The sequence below is a fragment of the Actinoplanes sp. CA-015351 genome (assembly GCF_050955685.1).
In the GTDB taxonomy this organism is placed as follows: domain Bacteria; phylum Actinomycetota; class Actinomycetes; order Mycobacteriales; family Micromonosporaceae; genus Actinoplanes.
Genome location: NZ_CP192102.1, coordinates 3,686,201 through 3,709,529, shown reverse-complemented (window position 1 = coordinate 3,709,529; position 23,329 = coordinate 3,686,201). Strand labels below are relative to the sequence as shown.

At 69.1% G+C, this 23,329-nt stretch carries 19 protein-coding genes and 1 pseudogene; 9 read left to right on the top strand and 11 right to left on the bottom strand.

Translation table 11 applies throughout. The features are described 5' to 3' along the window. Positions 1–194: 194 nt before the first annotated feature. A complete protein-coding gene (locus ACQP2E_RS16700; protein ID WP_433832657.1) occupies positions 195–374 on the top strand; it encodes a helix-turn-helix transcriptional regulator in 180 nt (59 codons plus the stop codon). 2 nt (positions 375–376) lie between these two features. On the opposite strand, the gene ACQP2E_RS16695 is transcribed toward ACQP2E_RS16700, so the two are convergent. Then, positions 377–2,281: a hypothetical protein gene (locus ACQP2E_RS16695; RefSeq protein WP_433832655.1), complete on the bottom strand. Its 1,905-nt coding sequence runs from the start codon at positions 2,279–2,281 to the stop codon at positions 377–379. 8 nt (positions 2,282–2,289) lie between these two features. Further along, positions 2,290–2,940, bottom strand: coding sequence for a TetR/AcrR family transcriptional regulator (locus ACQP2E_RS16690; RefSeq protein WP_433832653.1), 651 nt, complete (start codon positions 2,938–2,940; stop codon positions 2,290–2,292). Between the two features lie 171 nt (positions 2,941–3,111). Here ACQP2E_RS16690 and ACQP2E_RS16685 point away from each other — a divergent pair, with 171 nt between their 5' ends. From ACQP2E_RS16685 to ACQP2E_RS16670, 4 genes are read left to right on the top strand one after another with little or no spacing between them, the layout of a single operon-like run. After that, complete coding sequence (locus ACQP2E_RS16685) at positions 3,112–4,539, top strand: MFS transporter (RefSeq protein WP_433832651.1); 1,428 nt, start codon at positions 3,112–3,114, stop codon at positions 4,537–4,539. After that, positions 4,536–6,014, top strand: a complete 1,479-nt coding sequence (locus ACQP2E_RS16680) for a family 43 glycosylhydrolase (protein WP_433832649.1) — start codon at positions 4,536–4,538, stop codon at positions 6,012–6,014. Before ACQP2E_RS16685 ends, ACQP2E_RS16680 begins: the two co-directional genes overlap by 4 nt. 51 nt (positions 6,015–6,065) lie before the next feature. Continuing rightward, positions 6,066–6,395, top strand: coding sequence for an ArsR/SmtB family transcription factor (locus ACQP2E_RS16675; RefSeq protein WP_433832647.1), 330 nt, complete (start codon positions 6,066–6,068; stop codon positions 6,393–6,395). Beyond that, positions 6,395–7,117, top strand: coding sequence for a cation transporter (locus ACQP2E_RS16670; protein WP_433832645.1), 723 nt, complete (start codon positions 6,395–6,397; stop codon positions 7,115–7,117). Before ACQP2E_RS16675 ends, ACQP2E_RS16670 begins: the two co-directional genes overlap by 1 nt. 432 nt (positions 7,118–7,549) lie before the next feature. Here the strand turns inward: ACQP2E_RS16670 and ACQP2E_RS16665 are convergent, their stop codons facing one another. Beyond that, complete coding sequence (locus tag ACQP2E_RS16665) at positions 7,550–7,996, bottom strand: hypothetical protein (protein WP_433832643.1); 447 nt, start codon at positions 7,994–7,996, stop codon at positions 7,550–7,552. 77 nt (positions 7,997–8,073) lie between these two features. Further along, entirely contained in the window at positions 8,074–9,510 is a 1,437-nt protein-coding gene (locus tag ACQP2E_RS16660) for an MFS transporter (protein WP_433832641.1), read from the bottom strand. 93 nt (positions 9,511–9,603) lie between these two features. On the opposite strand from ACQP2E_RS16660, the gene ACQP2E_RS16655 reads away from it, so the two are divergent. Together ACQP2E_RS16655 and ACQP2E_RS16650 are read left to right on the top strand one after the other, a co-directional pair. Next, entirely contained in the window at positions 9,604–10,215 is a 612-nt protein-coding gene (locus ACQP2E_RS16655; protein ID WP_433832639.1) for a TetR/AcrR family transcriptional regulator, read from the top strand. Positions 10,216–10,256: 41 nt separating this feature from the next. Further along, a complete protein-coding gene (locus ACQP2E_RS16650) occupies positions 10,257–10,817 on the top strand; it encodes a TOPRIM nucleotidyl transferase/hydrolase domain-containing protein (protein WP_433832637.1) in 561 nt (186 codons plus the stop codon). A gap of 2 nt (positions 10,818–10,819) precedes the next feature. On the opposite strand, the gene ACQP2E_RS16645 is transcribed toward ACQP2E_RS16650, so the two are convergent. Then, complete coding sequence (locus ACQP2E_RS16645; RefSeq protein ID WP_433832635.1) at positions 10,820–11,893, bottom strand: alkene reductase; 1,074 nt, start codon at positions 11,891–11,893, stop codon at positions 10,820–10,822. Positions 11,894–11,986: 93 nt separating this feature from the next. On the opposite strand from ACQP2E_RS16645, the gene ACQP2E_RS16640 reads away from it, so the two are divergent. After that, positions 11,987–12,670, top strand: a complete 684-nt coding sequence (locus ACQP2E_RS16640) for a TetR/AcrR family transcriptional regulator (protein ID WP_433832633.1) — start codon at positions 11,987–11,989, stop codon at positions 12,668–12,670. Between the two features lie 653 nt (positions 12,671–13,323). Here ACQP2E_RS16640 and ACQP2E_RS16635 read toward each other — a convergent pair. The 3 genes from ACQP2E_RS16635 to ACQP2E_RS16625 all read right to left on the bottom strand — a co-directional run bounded on the left by ACQP2E_RS16635 (position 13,324) and on the right by ACQP2E_RS16625 (position 19,864). Continuing rightward, positions 13,324–16,671 (bottom strand): CARDB domain-containing protein, encoded by a 3,348-nt coding sequence (locus tag ACQP2E_RS16635; RefSeq protein WP_433832631.1) that lies wholly within the window; start codon positions 16,669–16,671, stop codon positions 13,324–13,326. 301 nt (positions 16,672–16,972) lie between these two features. Further along, positions 16,973–18,295, bottom strand: a complete 1,323-nt coding sequence (locus tag ACQP2E_RS16630) for a lipase family protein (protein WP_433832629.1) — start codon at positions 18,293–18,295, stop codon at positions 16,973–16,975. A gap of 246 nt (positions 18,296–18,541) precedes the next feature. After that, positions 18,542–19,864, bottom strand: a complete 1,323-nt coding sequence (locus ACQP2E_RS16625; RefSeq protein ID WP_433832627.1) for an MFS transporter — start codon at positions 19,862–19,864, stop codon at positions 18,542–18,544. A gap of 58 nt (positions 19,865–19,922) precedes the next feature. On the opposite strand from ACQP2E_RS16625, the gene ACQP2E_RS16620 reads away from it, so the two are divergent. Then, positions 19,923–20,513 (top strand): TetR/AcrR family transcriptional regulator, encoded by a 591-nt coding sequence (locus ACQP2E_RS16620; protein ID WP_433832625.1) that lies wholly within the window; start codon positions 19,923–19,925, stop codon positions 20,511–20,513. Between the two features lie 413 nt (positions 20,514–20,926). Here ACQP2E_RS16620 and ACQP2E_RS16615 read toward each other — a convergent pair. From ACQP2E_RS16615 to ACQP2E_RS16605, 3 genes and pseudogenes are all read right to left on the bottom strand, one after another. Next, a pseudogene (locus ACQP2E_RS16615) lies at positions 20,927–22,456 on the bottom strand (sodium:solute symporter family protein); the annotation flags it as partial. A gap of 34 nt (positions 22,457–22,490) precedes the next feature. Further along, complete coding sequence (locus ACQP2E_RS16610) at positions 22,491–22,700, bottom strand: DUF3311 domain-containing protein (protein WP_433832623.1); 210 nt, start codon at positions 22,698–22,700, stop codon at positions 22,491–22,493. A gap of 65 nt (positions 22,701–22,765) precedes the next feature. Continuing rightward, positions 22,766–23,314 carry a QsdR family transcriptional regulator gene (locus ACQP2E_RS16605; protein WP_433832621.1) on the bottom strand — a complete coding sequence of 183 codons (549 nt, stop codon included), beginning with the start codon at positions 23,312–23,314 and terminating at the stop codon, positions 22,766–22,768. Positions 23,315–23,329: the final 15 nt, after the last annotated feature.

The window sequence follows — 23,329 nt, the reverse complement described above, 5'->3', positions numbered from 1 at the left end:
TCGGACCCCAAGAAGCGTCGTCGAGGCCCCACCGAAATCAACACGCAGGCCCGGCCAACCCGGAAACTCGTGAATTCGCGGTCGATTGAACGGCGGAACCCAGCCCGAAGCCGATCTGATGCCGCTGCCCCGCACCAACCCGATCTGCCGCAGCGCCGCAGCACCCCGAAATGCGCATGGCGAGGCTTCAGTTGATGGGGGCCCACGAGATCCGCGTCCGGCTCGGTGGCATCTCGCGCCAGCGCGTCTACAAACTCACTTCGCGCGACGACTTCCCGAAACCGGTCGCCGACCTCGAACAGGGCAAGATCTGGCGGACCCGCGACGTCGAGGCGTGGATCAGAGTCAAACGCCCCTACCTCAACAACCCCTGAATTCAGCCGGCCACCCGAGCACGAGCGACGTTGTCGATCCGCGCGAACGGCGTGTGCGGGTCGCCGTCGCGCTGGGCGCTCACTCGCACGGCGACGAAAGCGCCGCCACCATGCGGACGCTCCAGCACCACCCGGCCGGCCGGCTCCACGATCTCGTCCACTTCGAACGATCCATCGCCGTCGAGATCCCACTGCACGCGTACGATCGGCGCCGCACCCGGCGGCGCCTCGGCGACGGCCTGGACCACACCGCCGGCAACGCTGAGAGTGACCACTGGTTGGACACCGCCACGCTCCGCAGCCGTCGCCGGGACCGTAACCTGCCCGTCAGTGATCACATAAGACGTGTCCGGAACAGGCATGACACCCTCTTCGACCCATGCGGCAACCGAACGCAGCGCCTCGTGCAGCACACCCAGATAACTGACCGTGTGCGCGGGGTGTTCCTGCCGCTCGTCGTCACCGTGCAACGCGTTGTCGACGAACCACAACCGGACATCGTCCGGCGCGTGCGCGGCGACCTTGGCCCGGTACCAGTCCGCCTGCCACGGGAAGGCCTCCCGATCGAGCAGACTCGCCACGATGATCATCTTCCCGGTGATCCGGCCGCTCTGCACACTGCCCGCCGCGCCGGCCGCGAACATCGGGCCGAGCTGCATCGGCCGCTGCGGCAGCAGCGGCGCACCCTGCTCGTCGCGGAACTGGTCCCAGACGGTGAACTCGGCGTCCGGCACCTGATGACGGTGATAGGTCTGCGCCGCCAGGAAGTTGCTGTTGTCGATCTCGACGGTGTCGCCGGGCGCGACCTTGACATCGGAAAGGTCCGGCATGTCGATCACCGCGAGGTCGTCGTGCACGCCTTTCAGGCGCACCCGCGCGCCATCCGCGAGGATCAGCTCGGCGCCCTGCGTCGCCACGTCAGGGGTACGCGCCAAGCGCACCGCCACCACCACGTCCTGCCCCGAGTTCGCCCCCTTGAACGCCTCGTCGACACCACCGGACAGCCCGCCGGCATCCTCGGCGAACGGCCCGAGATCCGCCCGGTCGGCCCGCGTCAGAACGGCCACGACCTCGCTGCTCAGGCGTACCCGATCGCGATGCACCGACGACTCCGGATCGGCGCCGAGATAACCCGGCACGGTCCAGAAATCGGTGAAATAACCGGGGTCGACCGCCACCACACCGGGATAGATGGTCGAAAACGCGTGCGACCCCATCGTCCGATGCCCGAACCACGACCGGACCGGAAACCCCATCCGGGAGACCTCGGCGAGCGCCTCGCGCTCCTCCACCGACAGACGAGGGTACGGGTCACCGTCGCCACCCGCGTCGTAGGAATCCACGATGAGATCGAACTTGTCGCGCAGGATCCGCTGAGCATGCATCCGCACGGCGAACACGTTCGGCGCGGCGATCGGGCTGCCCGGCACGTAGGGAACGAACCCGTCCCACACCCCGCTGGTGTTCTCCGCACCGCCGATGGTCCGGTACGCGCCACCGCTGCCGCCGTACGCGTACCCAAATGGTCGATGATCTCCATAAACGCGGGCCGCGACCACTCGCGAATAGGAAGCGGCGGCCGCGTTGGCGCGGTATCCGGCGATGGTCGGGTCGGCGCCGGAGCCCGGTCCGCCGGACTGCCCGCCGCCGTTGGTCTCCAGGAAGTATCCGCCGGCGCTGAACGCGAACCCGATCTTGTCTTCCTGCCCGGTCGCGGCCTGCGCGAGGTGCTCGCTCTCCGGCACCGGGGTGATGTGCTGGAAGAACCGGCCCTGGTAATCCGGCGCGGGCGGGAAGTAGATCGAGAAACGCGTCTCGGTGCCGGTGAAGCCGCCGTGCACGTACCGATGCGGATGCGGCGTCTCGCGCTGCTCGTCGACATCGACGTACGGGTGTTCAAAAGTCATCGTGGTTCCTAGATTCCGTTTGTCGGGTCGTTCAGGGCGGCCAGGGCGCGCATCCAGTTCTCGCCGGTCAGGCGGCGGATGCCGTCGATCAGCGACTGTCCGACGTCGAATGCCGGGTCGGTGAGGCGCATGAAGGTGAGGCCTTCCCACAACGCGATGACCTGGCGGGCGGTGTCGCGCGGGTCGAGGCCGGGATGGGCCAGACCGGCTTTCTGCCGGCCGGCGATGAGCCGGGCGAAGATCTCCATGGACCGTTCGGTACGCCGGACGAAGTACGCCCCCGCCGGGTGCCCGGGTGTTGCCGCCTGACCCTTGAGCACGACGAACAGGCGCAGCCGGTTGTCGCTGAGTGCGACGGTCGCGTCGGCGTTGGCCCGCAGCGGCTCGTAGTCGAGCATCGCGTCGTCGCCGTTGTCGACCAGGATCTCCGCCTCGAGGTCGTCCATCCGCTCCAGAGCGGCCACGAGCAGGTGGTCCTTGGTCGGATAGTGGTAGAGCACTGTCGGTTCGCTGGACCCGGACCGGGCGGCGACCTGCGCGGTGGTGACGCCGTCGTGGCCCAGCTCGTCGACCAGGTCGACGACCGCCAGGACGATCTGCTCGCGGCGCTCCAGGGAGCGCTGGTAGGGGCCACGTTTGCGGGACGGTGCGGTGCTCATGCCAACCTCCGACGCGAATGTTGAGTGGAAGCTAGCAATCGCTGATCAGATTCGGCAAGTGCCCAGGAAACATCCTTGACACAGAAGCCAAACCGCCTCTTTACTCAGCTTTCACGTGAGGCAGCTCGCAGCCTCCACTCTTCCCCACCGTTCTTCGTGAAGGGGATCTCTGTGATCAGCGATCAAGCGGTTTCCGCCGATATGACCGAACCGGCCACGCCCGGCACCTCGATGACCTACCGCGGTGGCAAGCCGTTCCGCCGGTACCTGCTCTGGTACACCCTCGCGTTCGCCGCGATCACCGCCGTCTGGGGCGGCATGCTCGGCGTCCTGCTGCCCAACCAGGTGCAGATGATCGAGTTCGCGAACTGGTTCACCGGCGCCGACGCGGGCGTCGACCTGGCCGCGCTCAACGACTTGAAGGCCGCCGTCGAGGCCGGCACCGCGACCGCCACCGCCGAGCAACAGCGCCTGCTCGACCTGCTCGCCGGTTTCGACGCCGCCCGCGCCCAAGCGCTTTCCCTGGTCACCGCGCTCGCCGTGATCGCCACGATGGTCGTGCAGCCGGTCGTCGGCGTGCTCTCCGACCGCACCCGCAGCCGGTTCGGCCGGCGCGCGCCCTGGATCGTGTTCGGCGCCGTCGTCGGATCCGGATTCCTGATCAGCGTCCGGTACGCGCCGACCATCGCGGTCCTCGCCCTGCTCTGGACCTGCGCGCAGACGACCCTCAACATGGTCAACGGAACGCTGCAGACCACCGTCCCGGACCGCGTCCCCGAGGACAAGGTCGGCACCACCTCCGGCATCGGCGGCCTCGGCAACTTCGCCGGTGGCATCGTCGGCGGCGTCGGAGCGGGCATCCTGCTGCCCCTGGTCGGCCTAAACGTCATCTACGCGTACGCAATCCTGGTTTTGATCGGCGTCGCCGGGTTCGTCCTGCTGCTGCGCGACCGCCCGTCCACCGACCTGGCGGTTGCGCCGCATCATTGGGGCACGTTCTTCCGCGGCTTCCTGATCCCGTTGCGCCACCACGACTTCCGCTGGGTCTGGCTGTCGCGCATCCTGCTCACCTTCGGATACGCAGCGTCGACCACCTTCGCCCTGTTCATGCTCCAGAGCTACATCTCCCCGGCGCTGAGCCTCACCGACGCCACCCGGATCGCCCCGCTGCTGACCGCCGCCTCGCTGCCCGGAACCATTGTCGCGCTGCTACTGGCCGGCCGGATCTCCGACCGGATCGGCCGCCGCAAACCCCTGGTCATCGCCGCTTCCGCGCTGATGGCGTTCTCGATGCTGGTACCGCTGCTCTGGCCGTCGCTGCCCGCGCTGTTCGCGCAGAGCATCCTGGCCGGCATCGCGTTCGGCATCTACCTTCCGGTCGACCAGGCCCTGTTCATCGACGTGCTGCCGGACCGCGACGCGGCCGGCCGCGACCTGGGCATCGCCGGGCTCGGCTCCAACCTGGGTCAGGCCCTCGGCCCGGTCCTGGCCGGCCAGGTCGTCGCCCTCACCGGCGGATACCGCGCCGTCTGGGCGGTAGCGCTCGTCCTGACCGCGATCGCCGCGGTCGGCATCCTCCGCGTACGGAATGCGAAATGATCAATCCAATCCTTCCCGGTTTCCACCCGGACCCGAGCGTCGTCCTGGTCGACGGCGTGTACTACATCGTCACCTCGACCTTCGAATATCTGCCCGGCCTGCCGATCTTCCGGAGCCACGACCTGGTCACCTGGGAGCAGATCGGCAACGTCGCGACCCGGCCCGAGCAACTCGGCATCGAGCAGGCGGCGTCCGGCATGGGCGTCTGGGCGCCCACTCTGCGCCACCACGACGGCCTGTTCCACCTCATCGTGATCGTCACCGGTGGCCCGCGCGGCTGCGTCGTGTTCACCGCCTCGGACCCCGCTGGTCCGTGGGACGACGGCACCCCGATCGCCGGTATCGAGGGCATCGACCCCGATCTGGCCTGGGACGACGAGGGCAACGCCTATGTCACCTACTCAGGATTCGTCACGGCCGGGCCGGACGCCGGCATGCATCACGGCATCCAGCAGGTCCGCGTCGACCTGGCCGCCGGCACCGCCGTGGAGGAGCCGCGCCCGCTCTGGTCCGGCACCGGCCGGCAGTTCCCCGAGGCGCCGCACGTCTTCCGGCGCGGCGAGCACTGGTACCTGCTGATCGCCGAGGGCGGCACCGAACGCGGCCACGCCGTCAGCATCGCCCGGGGCCCGTCGATCTCCGGCCCGTTCGAGGGCGCGCCGGCCAACCCGATCCTCACGGCCGCCGGATACGACAGCCGGATCCAGTGCGTCGGGCATGCCGACCTGGTGGCCGGCCCGGACGGCGGCGACGACGTGCTGGTCCTGCTCGGCGTGCGTACCCTGGGCCGGACCAAGGCGTTCTCCCCGCTCGGCCGGGAAACCTTCACCACCACGGTCACCTGGCACGACGGCTGGCCGCGGGCCCGGCCGGTGCGGGCACACCCCCGCACCGGCGCTGTCCGGGAGAGCTTCGACCTCACCTCGCTCGACGACCCTGGATGGCTCGCGATCGGCCGCGCGCCGGAGGAGGCCGGCTCGCTGACCGCGACACCCGGACGGCTCACCCTGCACGGCGTGACCGGCGGCATGCGCGCGTTCCGGCCCGCCTTCATCGGCCGCCGCCAACGCCACCTGACCAGCACCTTCACCGCGACCATCGACGCGAGCCAGGGCTCCGGCGGCCTTGCCTTGCGGTACGACGAGCACTTCCACCTGTCCCTGGAAGCGCACGGCACCACGGTGACCGCCACCGCCAGGGTCGCGGACCTGGAACAGAGCTGGAGCACCGAAATCGCGGCCGGCGAGGTCGAACTGCGCATCGAGACCAGCCTGCCCGCACCGGGAAACGGCCCGGCCGGCGACGGCGCCGACCGGATCCGCCTGATTGCCGCCGGCGTCTGCCTCGCCGACCTCGACGGGCGGTACTGGTCCGCCGAAACCGCCGCCTCGTTCACCGGCCGCGTCACCGGCGTCTTCGCTTCCGAGGGCACCGTCACCGTCAGCCACTTCGGATACCACGGCGAGGACTCCTAGTCACGCGGTACAGCCTTTCCTGAATACAGGCATAGCTGTACTGTCGGCGGCATGGAGACGGTCACCCACGGGCAGGTTCTCGCCCGCTTCGGCCACGCCCTGTCCGACGCGACCCGGGCCCGGCTGCTGCTCGCCCTCCGCGACGGGCCGGGCTATCCGGCCGAGCTGGCCGACCTGCTCGGGGTGACCCGGCAGAACCTGTCCAACCACCTGGCCTGCCTGCGCGGCTGCGGCCTGGTGGTGGCCTCGCCGGAGGGCCGGCGCACCCGGTACGAACTGGCCGACGTCCGCCTGCGGCACGCTCTGGACGACCTGCTCGGCCTGGTCCTGGCAGTCGACCCGGCGGCCTGCCCGGACAGCGAGGCGAAAGACTGCTGCTGATGAGCCCGCCCCTGATCCCCCTCGGTGTGGACCGCCGAGCCGTGCTCACCCGCCGGATTCGCCTGCTGGTGGGCGTCACGATCGGCTACAACGTCGTCGAAGCCGTCGTGGCGCTCAGCGCCGGTACCGCCGCCGGCTCCACCGCCCTGATCGGATTCGGACTCGACTCGATCATCGAGGTGTCCTCGGCCGCAGCGGTCGCCTGGCAGTTCGCCGGCCGCGACTCGCACGCCCGCGAAAAAACGGCCCTGCGCGTCATCGCGATCTCGTTCTTCGCCCTGGCAGCATGGGTGACAGTCTCGTCGTTCCGGTCCCTGACCGGCGGCGCGGAGGCTTCGCATTCAACGATCGGCTTGAGCCTGGCGGCACTTTCCCTGGCCGTGATGCCAGGCCTCTCGTACGCCCAGCGCAGAGCCGGCCGCGAACTGAACTCCCGAACCGCTGTCGCCGACTCGAAACAGACCCTGCTGTGCACGTACCTGTCCGGGATCCTGCTGATCGGCCTGACCATGAATTCTCTGTTCGGCTGGACCTGGGCCGACCCCATGGCCGCCCTGGCGATAGCGGCGGTGGCCCTCAAGGAGGGCCGAGACACCTGGCGAGGCGAGACCTGCTGCACCCCGCCCCCGCCGGCGAAGTCGGCCACTACCAGCCTCACTCCGCTCTCGCCACCGCCAACCACCGTGACCTGCACAAACGCCTGCTGCGGCCCAGTCAAGTAGCACCACTCACATGGCGACCACTCAACGTTTCGCCATGTGCGCCCGCAGATGCGACGCAGGACCCGGCTGATCTGCCACAGGGCTCACCGTGGGCCTGTGTCCACGTCGGTGGGAGCGCACGCATGCTCCGTTCAGCGTGGGTGGGGTCGCACGGTTGCGGTCGGTGCGACTTCAACTCGGCCAGGGCGTAGGCCCGGGCACACACCGGCGTTGTGTGCGCCCTGACCCACCCCGCGGCTGGTCCAGCTGGCTGTCGGCGCCGCGTCACGGGCTGTTTGACAGCACCGATCCTGAGGCCCGTACAAGCCAGTGCCTGCTCCGGCCAGCCGGCGACCAGTGAGCCGATGACCGATAGCCGATGACCGATAGCCGATGACCGATGGCCGATGGCCGATGGCCGATGGCCGCCGCCGGCTAGGTGACGCGTGCCGGTTATCCCGCCTTGACGCCGTAGACCATCGGCGACTCGCGGACGTACCCGCCGCCGTCGACATCCCAGACCACTGCCGCGAAGTCCAGCCACTCCGTCTCGGCGTACTCCAGGTTGCAGGCACCCCACGTACCGTTGCCGAGCGAGTTCCGGCAGGTGCCCGCTCGCGTGTAGTGCTCCGAGGCCGAACCGATACTCATATACCACGCCACCTGCGCCGATGCACTGTCGGCGGCGGTGTCCTTGACGTACCAGATGTCGCCGTAGGGCTTGAAACAGGCGGTCGCTCCGGCGATGGCGACGGTGCACTTGTAGGTGCCGGTCGGTGCGCTCGACGCGACCGCCTGGTTGAACTCGTCCAGGCCGGCCATCGCGGGTCCCGGCAGCGCGACCACGCCTCCGGCAACCGCCACCAGACCCGCCACAACCGCCGCCAATTGACGTCTCATGCCCACCCCGTTCACCGGATCGATGACTCCGAACCTAGTGATCTTGCGGGCCGGCCTGAAGAGGCCGAGCGAACTGTTTACAAAGGACGAGAAGCAACCTCAAATTCCACAGGCGCCTTGGGTACGCGGGACCGAGCGCCCGTGATGAACAACAGAACCAGCGCACCGCCGGCCGCGTACACGATCGCGCCGAGCCCGTAGCTGAGCCGGAAGGCGTTCTCGGTCGGCAGCGCGACCGTGCCGATCTGCTGGGTACGCGCCGCGAGGATCGTGATCACCAGTGCGCTGCCGATGGTGCCGCCGACGGTCCGCATGATCGAGTTCACCGAGTTGGCGATGCCCGTCTCGTGCGGCTCCACGTGGCTGATCAGCAGGGCCGGCATCGCGGCGTACGCCATGGCGATCCCGCAGCTCACGACCACGAACGCGACGATGACCTCGGCCTTGCCGCTGTGCAGGAATGCCAGCGAGGCCGAGGCGATCGCCGACATCCCGCAGGCGATGGCGAGCACGAATCGCGGGCCGATCCGGCCGACGAGGCGTCCGGCGAGCGGGCCGATCACGATGCTGACGACGGCGCCGGGCAGAAGATAGACGATGCTGGTCTCCAGCACCGAGGCGGTGAAACCGAATCCGGTGGCCTCGCGCGGGATCTGCACGAAGTAGCTGGTGGCCAGCTGGCCGGCGAACATCGCGAAGCCGACGGCCATGGCCGCCAGGTTGGTGACCAGGATCGGCCGGTGGCGCAGCATCTCCACCGAGACCAGCGGCGCGGCCGTGCGGCGCTGCAAGAAATAGAAGCCGACCAGGACGACCACGGCGGCAGCGAACAGGCTCAGTACGCGCGGCGAGCTCCAGCCCCAGGTGTGGCCCTGCGAGATCGGCAACAGCAGGCTGACCAGTCCGGTCGAGAGGACCGCCGCGCCGACCAGGTCGACCCGTCCGCCGGCGCCGGCCCGCCGGGGCAGGGTGCATGCCAGGGCCAGGGCGATCGCGGTGACCAGCACGCACAGCCAGAAGGCCCGGCGGTAATCCGCGCCGTCCTGGGTGAGCAGGCCCGCGGCCACCAGGGCGATGCCGCCGCCGACGCCGAGCGTGGACGCCACCACGGCCATGCCGTTCGTCAGTTTGTCCGCGGGCATCTCGTGGCGCAGCAGGCTGATGCCGAGCGGGAAGAGTCCCATGCTGGTGCCCTGCAGGACCCGGGCCACGATCAGCCAGCCGATGTCGTGCACGGTCGCCGCGAGCACGCTGCCGATCAGCGTGACGATCAGCGTCGCGATGAACACGGGCTTGATCCCGAAGACGTGCCCGAGACGGCCCAGCAGCGGGGTGCAGGCGGAGGCGGCGAGCAGGGTCGCGGTGGTCACCCATCCGACGGTGGTGGCGTCGGCGCCGAGTTGCTGCGAGATCAGCGGCAGCACAGGCACCGGGATGGACTGGATCAGCGACAGCAGGAAACTGCTGGCCGCGGCGGCTATGAGCAGCAGCGCCGGGCGTGGGGGCGGGTTCACGTCAGCTATGCTAGACCTCGTTTTCGACAGTCTGTCAACTTTTCTGGTCGGGCGTCAAGAATCACAGTCACCGAGCATCGGTAGGGTTCAGGCATGACTCAGGCAACGTCCGCTCGGCGTCGATCCGGCCCGTCGAAAGGTGACCTGCGCGAGGCCGCGATCCTCGACGCGGCCCGGCGGCTCTTCAGCCAGCAGCCATACGAGTCGGTCAGCATCGACGATCTCGCGCGGGCGGCCGGGTTGTCGCGGACCGGGTTCTACTTCTATTTCCGTACCAAAGGCGCTGTTCTGACCGCGTTGATGTCGCGGTATTGGGAGACGCTCGGCGCGTCGCACGTCTGGTTCGACAGCGACGGCCCCTCCCCCGAGTTGTTGCGCGAGCAGTTGCGGTCGTCGGCGTATCTGTGGCGGGAGCACGCCGGCGTGATGAAGTGCGCGCCGACCGCGGTGGCCACCTCGTCCGAGTTGCGCGACTTCATGACCCGGGTGAAGACCCGCCAGGACGAGCGCGCCTCCGACAAGATCAGCCGCGACCAGCGGGACGGCACGGCCACGACCAGCATCGCGGCGCCCAGGCTGGCCGAGATGATCTCCGCGATCCGGGACGCGCGGTACACCCAGCTGGCGAACGCGACCGACGCCGAACTGGAAGCGGCCGTCGAGGACATCGCCGAGGCGATCCAGCGCCTGGTCTACGGCGGGTAACTCGCTTTCGCCGACCGGCGTCGATGGCCGATGATGCGGGCATGCCCGCCGCCAACGCCGCCTCGCTGCAGGCGACGGCCGATGCCATGTCCCGGGTCGCGTCGGCGTCAGCGGTCATTCTCGTCGAGGGCATCACCGACCAGATCGCCCTCGAAACAGCCGCCGCCTTTCACCGCCGGGATCTTGCGGCTGAGCGGGTCGTGATCGTGCCGATCGGCGGGGCGCACGCGATCGGCCGCTTCGTGCGGATGCTGCCCGCCGGGATGACCCACGTCGGCCTGTGCGACCTACGGGAACAGGAGCTGTTCCGCGACGCGCTGACCGGCTTTCAGGTCTGCGCCGACGATCTGGAGGACGAGCTGATCCGGGCGGCCGGACCCGGCGGCGTCACGGCACTCTTCGAGACGGAACGGGATCTGCGGTCGTTCCGCGCGTTCCAGAAACAGCCGGCCTGGCGCGGCCAGGACCTTCACGCCCAGATGTACCGGTTCATCCGGAGCAGCTCACGCCGCAATCTTCGGTACGCACGACTGCTCACCGAAACGGCGAGCGGCCGAGGCGTCCTGCCCCGGCCACTCGCCGCGATCCTCGAAACCGTCTGAGATCAGAGAGCCGGGTAATCGGTGTATCCACGGGCGCCGGGCGCGTAGAACGTGCTCGGGTCGGGAGCATTCTCCGCTGCCTCGCCGGCCCAGCGGGCGACCAGGTCGGGGTTGGCCAGGGCGGCGCGGCCGATCGCCACCGCCTCGGCGAGGCCGTCGTCGAGCAGGGCCAGCGCGGATTCCCTGGTGGTGGGCGTACCGAAGCCGGTGTTGACGATCGTCGGGGCGGCAGCCGCATGCCGGACCTTCTGCACCAGCTCACCGGCCGGGTCGGCGTGCAGGATGTCGACGAACGCCAGGCCCAGCGGCGCGAGGCCCTCGGCCAGCGCGGTGTAGGTCGCGGCGACGTCAGCCGGGTCGGTCTCCAGCGCACCCTGGATGTTGTGCTCCGGCGAGATCCGCAGGCCGGTCCGGTCGGCGCCGATCGCACCGGCGACCGCGGTCAGGATCTCGATGGCGAGGCGGGCCCGGTTGGCCGGTGAGCCGCCGTACTCGTCGGTGCGGGTGTTCGACACCGGCGAGAGGAACTGGTGCACGAGGTACCCGTTGGCGCTGTGGATCTCGACGCCGTCCAGGCCGGCCTCGATGGCGTTGCGCGCCGCCGCGACGAATCCAGCAATGATGCCGGGGATCTCGTCGGCGGTCAGCGCGTGCGGGACCGGGTGGTCGGCCTTGCTGTCATCCGGGAGCCGGACCTCGCCGGGCGCCGCGATGGCGCTCGGCGCGACGATGCGTCCGGTGCCGGTGATCTCCGAGTGCGAGATCCGGCCGCCGTGCATGATCTGCATGACGATGGCGCCGCCCTCGGCGTGCACCGCGTCGGCGACCCGCCGCCAGCCGGCGACCTGCTCGGCGGTCTCGATGCCGGGCTGTCCGATCCAGGTGCGGCCCTCGCGGACCGGCCACGTGCCCTCGGTGACGATCAGGCCCATCGAGGCTCGCTGCCGGTAGTGCTCGACCAGCAGGTCACCGGGGACGCCGTGCGCGCCGGCGCGGAGCCGGGTGAGCGGGGCCATCACCATGCGGTTGCGCAGGTTGACCGCGCCCAGGTTCAGCGGCGTGAACAGCTTCGACATGCGGATCCTCTTCGCAGACGTTTTTCTCCGACCAGAGGAACGGTAGATCAAAGTGGTACTCAGTCCCACTTCGATACGGGATAAGATCCTGTCGTGAAGGACACAGCGGCGAAGCCGTCACTGCGCGAGCGCACCCGGCAGGCGATGCGTGACGAGGTCAGCGCCATCGCGACGAGGCTCTTCGCCGAGCAGGGCTGCGACAACACCACCGTCGAGCAGATCGCCGCCGAGGCCGGGTTGTCGCGCACCACGTTCTTCCGCTACTTCGGGACCAAGGAGGACGTGGTCCTGGCCTGGCTCGAAGACCTCGGCCCGATGCTCGCCTCGACCTTCGCCGCCCGCCCGGCCGCCGAGCACCCGTGGGTGTCGTTGCGGCACACCTTCGACCCGATCATCGCGATGAACGCTGAGACGCCGGAGCGGTCACTCGCCTTCCTGCGGATGATCGAGGGAAGCCCGACGATGAAGGCCCGGCACCGGGAGAAGCAGCGCTGCTGGGAAGAGCTGCTGGTCCCCCTGGTCGCCACCCGCCTGTCAGGCGGTTCATCCGGCGATCTGTCCGGCGATCTGTCCGGCGGTTTGTCCGGCGGTTCGTCCGGCGATCTGTCCGGCGGTTTGTCCGGCGGTTTGGCCGCCGACCTGGATCCGGCGCCGCGCGCCCTGGTCGCGTCCGCGCTGGCCTGCTTGAACGCCGCGATGCAGGTCTGGGAGTCGTGCGACGGAGCTGTCTCCCGAGGGGTGCTGCTCGACCGCGCCATGAACGTCCTGCACGCCTGACCCTCCGCCCCACCCAGCCCTGGCCGCCGGTGCCCGGTCCCCCTGATCGGCCCGCCCCGCCAGGTGTGTCGATTTCAGGTTCGATCCGCACCCGAATTCCACACACACGCGCAGGGCGAGCCGTAGCTCAGACGTGTCGTAAGGCTGCGATGACGTGTCTGGTCTACGGCTCTTGTTCCCCAGCCGTAGTTCAGGCACCTCATGAGAGTCCAATGACCTATCTGAGCTACGGCTCGCCTGGCGATCGGCTCACCCTGCAGGCTGGTCGCTCTTCGGCCGGTTCGATATCTCGGGGCCAGGCCAGGGCCGAAGTCGACACACCGCAAGCGGCCCGCTGCTGCGTGTTGAATTAGGGCGCGTATCGAACCCGAAATCGACACACCTGCCTGACCCGCGACCCGCTGCTGACGAGGTCGTCTTGATCAGCCGGCTGTCGCACACGGCTACCAGCTGCACAGCACGGCTAACAGCTGCACAGCACGGCTGCCAGCTGCACAACACGGCTGCCGGCTGCACAACACGGCGGCCGTGTTGTGCAGCCGGGGTCGGGGCCAACCCGCAGAGCGGCCATGGGACAACATCGACCGGCCGGGGGAAAGCTAGCGGTGCTCCCGGCTCGGACGAGCCGGGAGCACCGCCTGGTCAATACCTCGTCAGCTTCCGCTGATCACGAACTGTGATCCCGGCTGGGTGACGATGTTGCCGTCGGCCGAGTTGGTGATCGTGACGTTGGACAGGACCGCGTTGCCGCGGGCGCCGCTCATCGCCAGGATCCCGGCGCCGTTGTTCGACTTGTCGATCTTCACGTTGGTGATGGCGACGTTCGGCATGTTGCCGCCACCGTTCTTGAACTGGATGCCGTCGAACGTCGAGTCCACGATGTCGGTGTCGCGGATCGTGACGCCGGTGATGTCCTTCGTCGAGGGGAACAGGGTGATCGCCCCGAACTCCTGGTCCTCGTTCCAGAACGCCCCGCCGGTGCGGTACAGCCCGTTGTTGGCGAGCAGCGTGGTGCCGCCGAACGCCAGCGGGCTGTGGTCGGTCGCCAGCATGATGCCGGGGTAGTTCATCGTGTCGTAGATCAGGTTGTTCTGCGCGGAGTTGTTGGACCCGCCGTAGATGGCGATGCCGTTGGCCCGCCACGGCAGCTGAATGGTGTTGTTCAGGAAATGGTTGTCGTGGTTGATGTCCACCGACTGATCCTTCACGTACGGGTTCGCCCAGCTCGCCAGCGCGTCGTCGCCGTTGGTACGGAATGACGAGTTGAACACCCGCGAGTTACGCGTGCCGTTGGAGAAGTTGATCCCGTCGGCGAACGTATTGCGGATCCGCATGCCGGTGAACTCAAGCCCGTCACCCGGGTTCCAGTAAGCCGGGGTGTCCGAGTAGTCCCGGCCGACCCAGGCACCGACGTTGACGTGCTCGATCCACACGTTGCTGATCTTCGTGTTCTTGCCGAACCGGCCGTTGAGGCCGTGGCCCCGGTTCGCCCGGTTCTGCGTGTTGCCGAAGATCGCGATGTCCGAGATCTGGGTGTTGTCGTCGATGTCGAAACCGACGTTGCCCTCGTGCGGGTGGTTGATGCCACCCGTCGCGTTCTGCGGCTGGGTGTCGGAGTACAGCACCGAGTGCCACATACCGGCGCCGCGGATCACGACGTTGCGCAGGCCCTTCTGGTTCCACTGGCCCCGGGTGGGGTCGACCGAAAGGATCTTCTGCTCCTGCCGCCACTGGCCGGCCGGGATCCAGACGCAGCTGATCACGCCGTTCTCGTCGTCGGCGACTGCCCGCTGGATGGCGGCGGTGTCGTCGGCGCCGTCGTTCGGCACCGCGCCGTACGTGGTGATCGAGGTGCAACCGGCCGGCTGCGAGGCGGCGGCCGCCACCTGTTCCAGGTCGACCAGGTCGATGATGTAGAACGACGCCGAGTCACCGGCATCACGCTGCAACTTGAAGCGGGTGCCGGCCGGGTACGACGAGGCCAGCAGCGCGTGCGACTCGTCGAACAGCCGGCGGGCGTCCGGTCCGGGCGTGTTGGACAGCGACTCGGTGTCGTCGGTGGTGCCGTACAGCCAGCTGTTGCGCGACGACAGGGTCAGCTTGCGGTTGAAGACGTCGTTCACGTAAAGGCTGATGGTGGCGTCCTGGCCGCCGCCGCTCGCCGAGTCGGGCACCGAGTTACGCACCACGATGGAGTTCGCCTGGTTCGTGGAGGTGAACTCGACGAACTGCCCGGTGCTGGTGAGCCGCACCGACTGGCGGCCGGACGACTCCGTACCGAAGTTGGTGTGGCCGAACGTGCGCAGCTGGTCGGTCTGCACGAGGGTGCCCTGGTAACGGGCGGCCTCAGCCTCATATGACGTGTAGGGAACAGCGGCGCCGCGCCCGACGACGATCGGCTTGGTCAGGACGTTGTTGCCCTCGTTCGTCTCCGTGACGACACCCGCCGAGTCGGCCGTCGCGGTGGCGGTGGCTCCGCCGCTGGTGGCCGTCCAGGTGCCGCCGATGGTGACGGTCGTGGTGGCGCCGGCCGCGATCGCCGGGGTGGCCCCGGTGAGCGTGGTGCTGCCGACAACCAGCCGGGTGGTGCTGGCCCCGGCCGCGCTGATCCCCCGGTTGGTGACAGCGACGGTGAAGCTCACCGCGGCGCCGGCCGCCGGGTTCGCCGGGTTGTTGCTGATCGCGGTGACCTGCAGGTCGGGTCCGGGCGCCTGGCTGACAACCAGCTGCGACGACGCGGTGAACGTGTTGTTGTCGTTGTTCGTCTCGGCGACGGTGTTCGCCGGGTCGACAACGGCCGCCACGGTGTAACTGCCCTGCGCCTTGGTGCCGGCGTTCGCCGTCACCGTCGCGGTGGCGCCCGCGGCGAGGGCCGGGACGTCGGCGGTGCCGGCGACGGTTCCGCCGAGCCGGAAGTCCAGTTTCGTGGCGGCGGCCGAGGCCGTGCCGGAGTTGCGGACCACCGCGGACAGCGTGATCGCGCTGGTCTCGCTCGGCGCGGCCGGCGTCCAGGTGGCCGAGGTGACGACCAGGTCCGGGTTCGGCGCCCAGGCGCCGATCACCTGGAAGTCGGCGACCTGCCCACCGGGCGCGCCGGTGTTGCTGAAGAACTGCAGCCGGACGTCCGACGCGGTGCCGCTGACCGGGATCGTGACGCTGTTCTGGTTCGCCGACGGGTTGAAGCCGTAGTCGGCGCGGGCCTTCAGCTCGGTGAAACCGGTGGCGGTTCCGGCCCGGCCGAGGACCTGGATGTTCTGGGTACGCGCACCCCAGGCAGCGTCCGGGTTCAGCTTGACGACGACGCCGGTAAGGGCGGCGTCGGCACCCAGCTTCACGGTGAGCGTGGACGGGAAGCCGGTGGACTCCCAGTAACTGCTCACACTGCTGTCGTTGGCGTTGGCCGCCACGAAGTTGAACGTGGACGACGACGCCTCGATCGGCTTGCTCAGCGCGAGATTGGAGCCGGTCGGCGGGTCAGGATCGGGATCGACGGGGCCACTCGGCCCGTACACCTCGAACTCGGCGAGCTGGCCGGCCGGCCAGCCGGTGTTGGCGGTGACGTTGACCCGCACGTACCGGACGCTCGCCGAGGCGAAGCCGATGGTGACGGTGTTGCCGGACGCCGGGTCGAAGACCCGGCCGGCCGAGGCGGACAGCGTGCTGAAGCTGGAGCCGTTCGTGCTGCCCTGCACGCTCAGCGTCTGCGTGCGGGTGGCCCACGCAGACGCCGGCGGCAGCTTGAGAATCACCTGGTCGACGGTGGCGGTGGCGCCGAGGTCGACCTGGACCCACTGCGGGAACGACCCGTTCGGGCTCTCCCAGTAACTGTTCTGATTTCCGTCGGTGACAGCGGAGGCGGGCTGGGCGCCGAGGGATCCGCTGGCGGAGGCGGCTTTGCCGGCGGCCAGGTTGGGTCCGGCGGCCTGCGCTGCCGGCGGCGACATGCCGAGGACGATCATGCCGGCCGCGACAACCGCGGCGAGGAATCTGCTGCGTCTCATGGGTTCCGTCCTGTGCGGGGCGGGAGCGGGGGAAGACGGTGCTGAGATATTGCGAGCCTCTTGAAACGAATTTCCGGCTCCTTGCCAAATTCTTTCAGCAAGGGGCATTCAATGTTTCAGATGCGTCACCAGTTCGTCAACGACTGCGATCGATACTTTGCGAACCCCTTCTTGGGTACGCACACAGCAGAGCGGGCCGCCACGGCATGTGCCGTGACGACCCGCTCGGACGAGGGGCGGTGCCGCGCCCCTGCAACAGACGCGCCCCTGCAACAGACGCGCCCCTACAACAGACGCGCCCCTACAACAGCACCGGCAGCAGCGCGCAGTTGGAGATCGCCGGGACACCCGCGAGCCGCAGGGCGAGCCAGTCGACGGCGGTGCCCTGGTCGGTTAGCAGCGGACCGAAATGGTTCAGCAGCGGGCTGCCCGAGTCGGCCAGCAGGATCGGGTCGTAGACGACCTTCGCGCCCCGGCGGCACCAGTCGGCGGCCAGCGTCCGCGCCTGACCGTGGGCGACCAGGTTGTCGCTCACTCCGGTGGCCACCCGGACCACGCCTGCCGGTTTGCTGGTCCCGATCAGTTGCGCGCCGATCGCGGCCTTCAGGACGGGTTCGGCCGCGATGATCGACGCCAGCGACTGACCGTTCTTGGTCCATCCGGTAGTGCGCTTGTTCGCATAGCCGAAGAGCGCGTCACCAACACACATGGTGGACAGGTCGGCGAGAGCGGTCCGGCCCGCGTCGTTGAGGTACCCCTCGATCAGCGGCCGCAGCGACGGCAATGACTGCATGAACCCGTTGATCGACCAGCCCAGCGCGCCGACTAGCTCGGTGCCGTCGATCGAGGCGGTGACGTCGGCCAGGTTGGCCGGCGGCGCACCGGCGTACGTCGCCGTGAGCTTGACGTCGGGCGCGTACGACGGCTGAAGTTCGGCGGCCGACGCGACAGCGCCGCCACCCTGGCTGTAACCGTAGAGGCCGACCACCGAGGCCGCTGTCACCGACGTGCTGGGCAGCTTCTTGGCGGCGCGGGCGGCGTCGAGCACGGCATGCCCGGAGTCGATGCGGTTGACGTACGTGTGCAACCGGTCGGTCGTACCGAGTCCTGGGTAATCGGTGGAGACCACCGCGATGCCCTTGGCGAGCAGCCGGTAGATCGCCAGGATCTCGTACCCGATCGACACTGTGGAGCGTTCCTGACCGATGCCGAGGATCAGGCCCTTCTGCAGAGCCAGCGAGGTGGAGCACTGGTCACCCTGGCCCATGGTGCCGGGCGCGAGCACCACGAGCGGCCGCGGCCCGGAGCCACGCCAGGCGGCGGCCGGCTCGATGTAGGCGCCGGTGACGGCGACCGCGCCGCCGCCCGTGTCGGTCGATTTGTACATGATCCGGGTGGCGGTACCCGGCAGGGTGCCGGTGATACCGGGCAGCGAGAGGGCGAGCTTGAGCGGTTCGGTACGGATCAGCGTGCCGTCGGCCGCGGGCAGGTCCGCCGGCGGGTCGTAGAACGCGGGGATCGTGATCCCCCGGGAGACAGCGGCCTGCGCCGGGACCGCCGCCACCGTCGTGGCGGCGACGGTGGCGGCGAGAATCGCTACGGACGTGCGGAAACGACGGGACATGTGCCCTCCACTGACTCGGTTCTCAGTCATCGAAATCGATGGGAAACCGTGCGGTTACCGGAAGGTAACTTCACGTACCGAGACAAACCAGAGGGTTGTTTTCTCACTCCCGCGCTGCGGCCACCCGGTGCGGGATGGGCACGAAGACCAGGTGCCGAGCCCACCGGGGCGTAGGTGGCGTGGCCATGTCCGGCTCCCCTCGCCGAGTTTCGTGAGGAGAGGAGCAGACCAGTCGTCAGTGCACGTTCAGTGCGCCTCACGTGCACTTGTCGATCCAGCAGGGATTCCGCGGATCAGCGGCAGACAGGTGAGCATCGCAGCGCCGGCCGCGAGCAACCCGATCCGATATCCGGCTGCCGTTGTCTCCGGTGCTGCCGCCGCCAGTGCTCCGAGAACGGCCAGGCCGGCGGCGGCACCGAGTTCCTGCGCCGAGTTGAGCAGACCGGACGCCACGCCCTGGCGGTCGTCGGGCACGCCGGTGGTTCCGGCCACGAACAGGGGTGCGTAGGACAGACCACTCCCGAGCGCGATCAGCAGCAGCGGAGCGAGGGCGTCACGGAGGTAACTGCCGTCGGCGGGCAGCCGCGCCAGCAGGAACATGCCGGCGGCCAGCAGCAGGAAACCCCAGGTCAGCAGGGTCCGGGGGCCATAGCGGGTGACCAGCGCACCGGCACGCGGCGAGACGATCAGGACGACAAGGGTGACCGGGGCGAAACCGAGCCCGACCATGACCGCCGGGTGATCCAGGATCTCCTGGAGGTACATCGTGGTGAAGAACAGTGTGGCGCCGAGGGCACCGGCGTTGATCGCGAGGAGAAGGTTGGCCCGCCACACCGTCGCGATGCGCAACAGGCCGGCATCCAGGATCGGATCGGGGTGCCGCCGCTCCCCCACGGCGAAGGCGACCAGGAGCACCACGGCGATGACGGCGAGCAGAAGGCTCACGGTGAGTGCCAGAATCGCAGCGGCCAGACCGCCGGCCAGCAGAGCGGCGCCACGCAGATCCAGCGGCGCTGTGCCGGTCGCTCGGCTCTCGGTCAGATGACGCCGTCCGGCGGCGAGCACGAGCAGGCCGATCGGCACGTTGATCAGGAAGATCCAGCGCCAGCCGAGGGTGCTGGTGATCAGCCCGCCGAGCAGCTGGCCGCCGATCGCGCCGGCCGACCCGACGGCACCCCAGTACCCGAGCGCCCGGTTGCGCCCGGAGCCCTCGGCGAACGCCGTGGTGAGCAGTGCCAACGCGGTCGGCGCGACCATGGCCGCGCCGGCACCCTGCGCGGCCCGGGCGGCGAGCAGCTGCCACTCGCTCTGCGCCAGACCGGTGGCGAGCGAGGCGAGGGTGAACAGCGTCAACCCGTACAGAAAGAGACGCCGTCGTCCCAGGAGATCGCCGGCCCGTCCGAAAACGATCAGCAAACTGCCGAACGTGAGCGTGTAGGCGACAGCGACGAGCACGATCCGCTCGCCGGGGATGCCGAGGTCGGCGCGGATCGCGGGGATGGCCACGTTCACCACCACCACGTCGATGATCAGCATGGCCTGTGCGGCGCAGAGCAGCAGAAGGGTCACGCTGCCGAAGTTACTTTATGTACGTTCGTAAAGTAAAGGGGGAACTAGGATGCCCGTTATGACGGGACGCCCACGCATGGTCAGCGACGACGAGGTCTTCCAGGCGGTGGCCGACACCGTCACCGACGTGGGACCGGCCGGCCTGACCCTGGCCGCCGTCGCCAGCCGCGCCGGGCTGACCCCGCCGGCGCTGACCCAGCGGTACGGCTCGAAGCACGGCCTGCTCGTCGCCTTCGCCACCCGCGAGGCAGGTTCCGTCGGTGCCGCTTTCGAACAGGCCCGAGCAGGTGGCGCCGGCCCACTGGATGCCCTGCGCGACGGCCTGATCGCTTTCACGGCGCCGATCACCACCCGCGCCGGCATGGCCAACAACCTGGCGTTCCTCCAGCTGGACCTCACCGACGAGGTGCTGCACACCCACTCGGTGGCCCAGAGCCGGGCACTGCGCGCCCAGCTGGTGGACCTGATCGAGGAGTCAGCGGTCGCCGGCGAGCTGAAAGTCGACGACGCGGCCGATGTGGCCGACACGTTGTACGCGGTCTACTCCGGAGCCCAGCTCACCTGGGCCATTGACGGCACCGGCGAGCTCGGCCCCTGGCTGGCCGACCGCATCAACCGAGTCCTGGCCCCGTACCGCACACCCCGCTGACCCGGGCACGCGGCTTGTTCTCACGGTCGCGCGAACGCCCAGAACACGACAATGAGCACAAGCCGGCCGGAACCGGCTTGCGCTCGTTGTCACCGCGCCGGCGTGGCTCGGATGTCATCCGGTTCGTCGCCCGGCGGCCGGCCTGAGCTGCCCCGCGGCGGCCACCCCGAGTCCGGAGGCAGCCAGCTCGAATCCCGCGAGAAAGAGCTCGCCTCCCGCGGGAATGCACCCGACTCGCGCGGGAAAGCGTCCGCGTCGCGCGGCAACGGAGCCGGGACACCGGAAACCGGCGCCGGCTCCGGCTCGCGGGTCTGCCGCGCCGGCTCCTGTTCGCGGGTCCGCGCTGCCCCGGCCGTGTGGGCCCCTCGCCCGTCGACCGTGAGCGGCTTCCGCGGCAAGCCGTCGATCAGACCGTCGAGACGCTTCAGCTTCGAGTCCCCGGCATCGGCGAGATAGTCGTCCGGGTGAGTGGCGTCGATACCCCCGGCCACCCCCGACGCCCGCAGGGCCAGCGTCAGCCCCACAGTGACGATCAGGTTGACCGCCAGCGCGACCACCCCGACGTAAACCGTCGTACCCGTCCCGAAACCGAGGAAGCTCACCGACCAGCTCGACCCACCGAAGTGCCCGCTCCCGTCGGCCTTGGGGATGTCGTAGAGCATGCCGACCCCGACACCCAGCCCGGCGACCAAGCCCGCGATCAACGCGGCCCGGTGGAACCATCCGGTCAGCAATCCGATGAAGGCCGCCGGGATCGTCTGCAGGATGATCACGCCGCCGATCAGCTGCAACTCCACCGAGTACGCCGGATCCACCGCCAGAATCAGCGCCGCCGCACCGAACTTGACGATCAGCGACACCCACCGGCTCACCCGGGCCTCGGTGGCCGGCGTGGCATCCGGCCGCAGATAGGGCCGGAACAGGCTGCGGGTGAACGCGTTCGCCGCCGCGATCGACATGACCGCCGCCGGGATCAGTGCGGCCACGCTCAGCCCCGCGTACGCGATCCCCGCCGACCAGCTGGGGAAGTATTCGTGGATCAGCCGCGGAATGACGGTGTTCAGGTCACCGTCGACCGGCGTCACCCCTCGTGACAACGCGAAGAAGCCGAGCAACGCCATCAACGCCAGGGCTATGCAGTAGACGGGGAGCGCCGCGGCGTTTCGGCGTACCGTCGCCCGGTCCTTGGCCGCGAGCATGCCGACCAGCGCATGGGGATATGCGAAGACCGCCAGGGCTGAGCCGATGACCAGGGTGAGAAAGCCGAGGTGGCCGACGTCCGGCAGGAGCAGGCCGTCGGCCGGCGACGGAGTCGCGGCGAAGTGCTCGCCGGCGACGCGGAAGGTGCGATCCCAGCCGCCGTACATCGCGACCATGAGCACCGCGGTGAGCAGCATCCACGCCATCAGGATGTCTTTGACGACCGAGAGCAGGGCGGGCGCGCGCAGGCCGGAGCGGAACGTGCAGATCGAGACCACCGCCACCGCTGCCAGCATCGGCCATTCACCGCCGAAGCCGACCGTTCGCAGCACCGCCTGCAGGGCCAGGAGCTGCACGGCCACGTACGGCATGGTGGCGAGGATCCCGGTGACCGCGACCGCGGCACCCAGGCCGGGTGAGCCGAACCTCGCGCTCGCGAACTCGCTGTGGGTGACGAATCCGTGCCGGCGGGCCACCGACCAGGCGCGCGTGGTGAACAGGAACGTCAGCGGTGTCGTGACGATCGCGAACGGCACGGCGAAGTAACCGATCGCGCCGACGCCGTAGGTGAGCGCGGGCACGGCGATGAACGTGTACGCGCTGTACATGCTCCCGCCGATCAGGAACCAGGTCACCCAGTTGCCGAACGAGCGTCCGCCGACACCCCACTCCTCCAGCGTCTGTGGATCTTCCGAGGCGCGCCAGCGTGCCGCTCCGAACCCGAGCACCACCACCACGGCCATCAGGACGAGGAAGACGCCGACCTCGACATGGCGGTCACTCACTGTCGGCCTCGCGGGTCGCCAGGTAGACCACCGTGATGATCACGATGGCGAACACCGCGCACGCGATCTGGTACCAGAAGAAGAACGGGACGCCGATCAGCGTCGGTTCGAGCCGGTTCGCGAACGGCGTGAGCAGCGGCGCGACGGTCGGCAGTACCAGCAGCCATTGCCAGTGCCGCGACCGCGGGGCGGGTGTGGGCATCGCCGCACCATATGCAGCCCTCGATGCGTTACACCATGATTAACAACAAAGCTGCGACGGCTGTCTCAACAACCCGTCAGCAGCAGCGTCCGCGCTGCGCGTTCGGCCACGCCGAGATCGGCACGGTGCCCGCCGACCAGCTCCGAGTAGAGCGCCGATTCAATGATGCGCACATACAGGTACGCGAGATCGGCGCTCGCATTGTCCAGTCCGACCTCCTTGAAGATCTCCTGCTGGGCCGTGACGACACGGCCGGTCACCCCGCCGGCGTAGGTCAGCAGGATCCGCGCCGCGACGTCCGGCTCGGTCGCGAGGAACCGGCGGAACGACTCGTCGGCGCGCAGCCACCCGGTGAACCGCTGGGTGACCTCAAGGGCACCGTCCACACCGTCGCAGGTGCGGCGGCGCACGGCCTCGGCGAGCATCCGCTCGGCGAGGCGCCACAGCACGTCGCCGAGGAGCCGGTCGCGGCCGTGCGTCACCCGGTACAGCGTGGCGCGGCTGACGCACATCGCGGCAGCCAGGTCCTCCATCGTGATGGTGCCGTGCCGCAGGAAGAAGTGGCATCCCGCGCGGGTCACCTCGTCGTCGCTCACCACCCGTTGGCCGGTCACCCCCAGCACCGTACC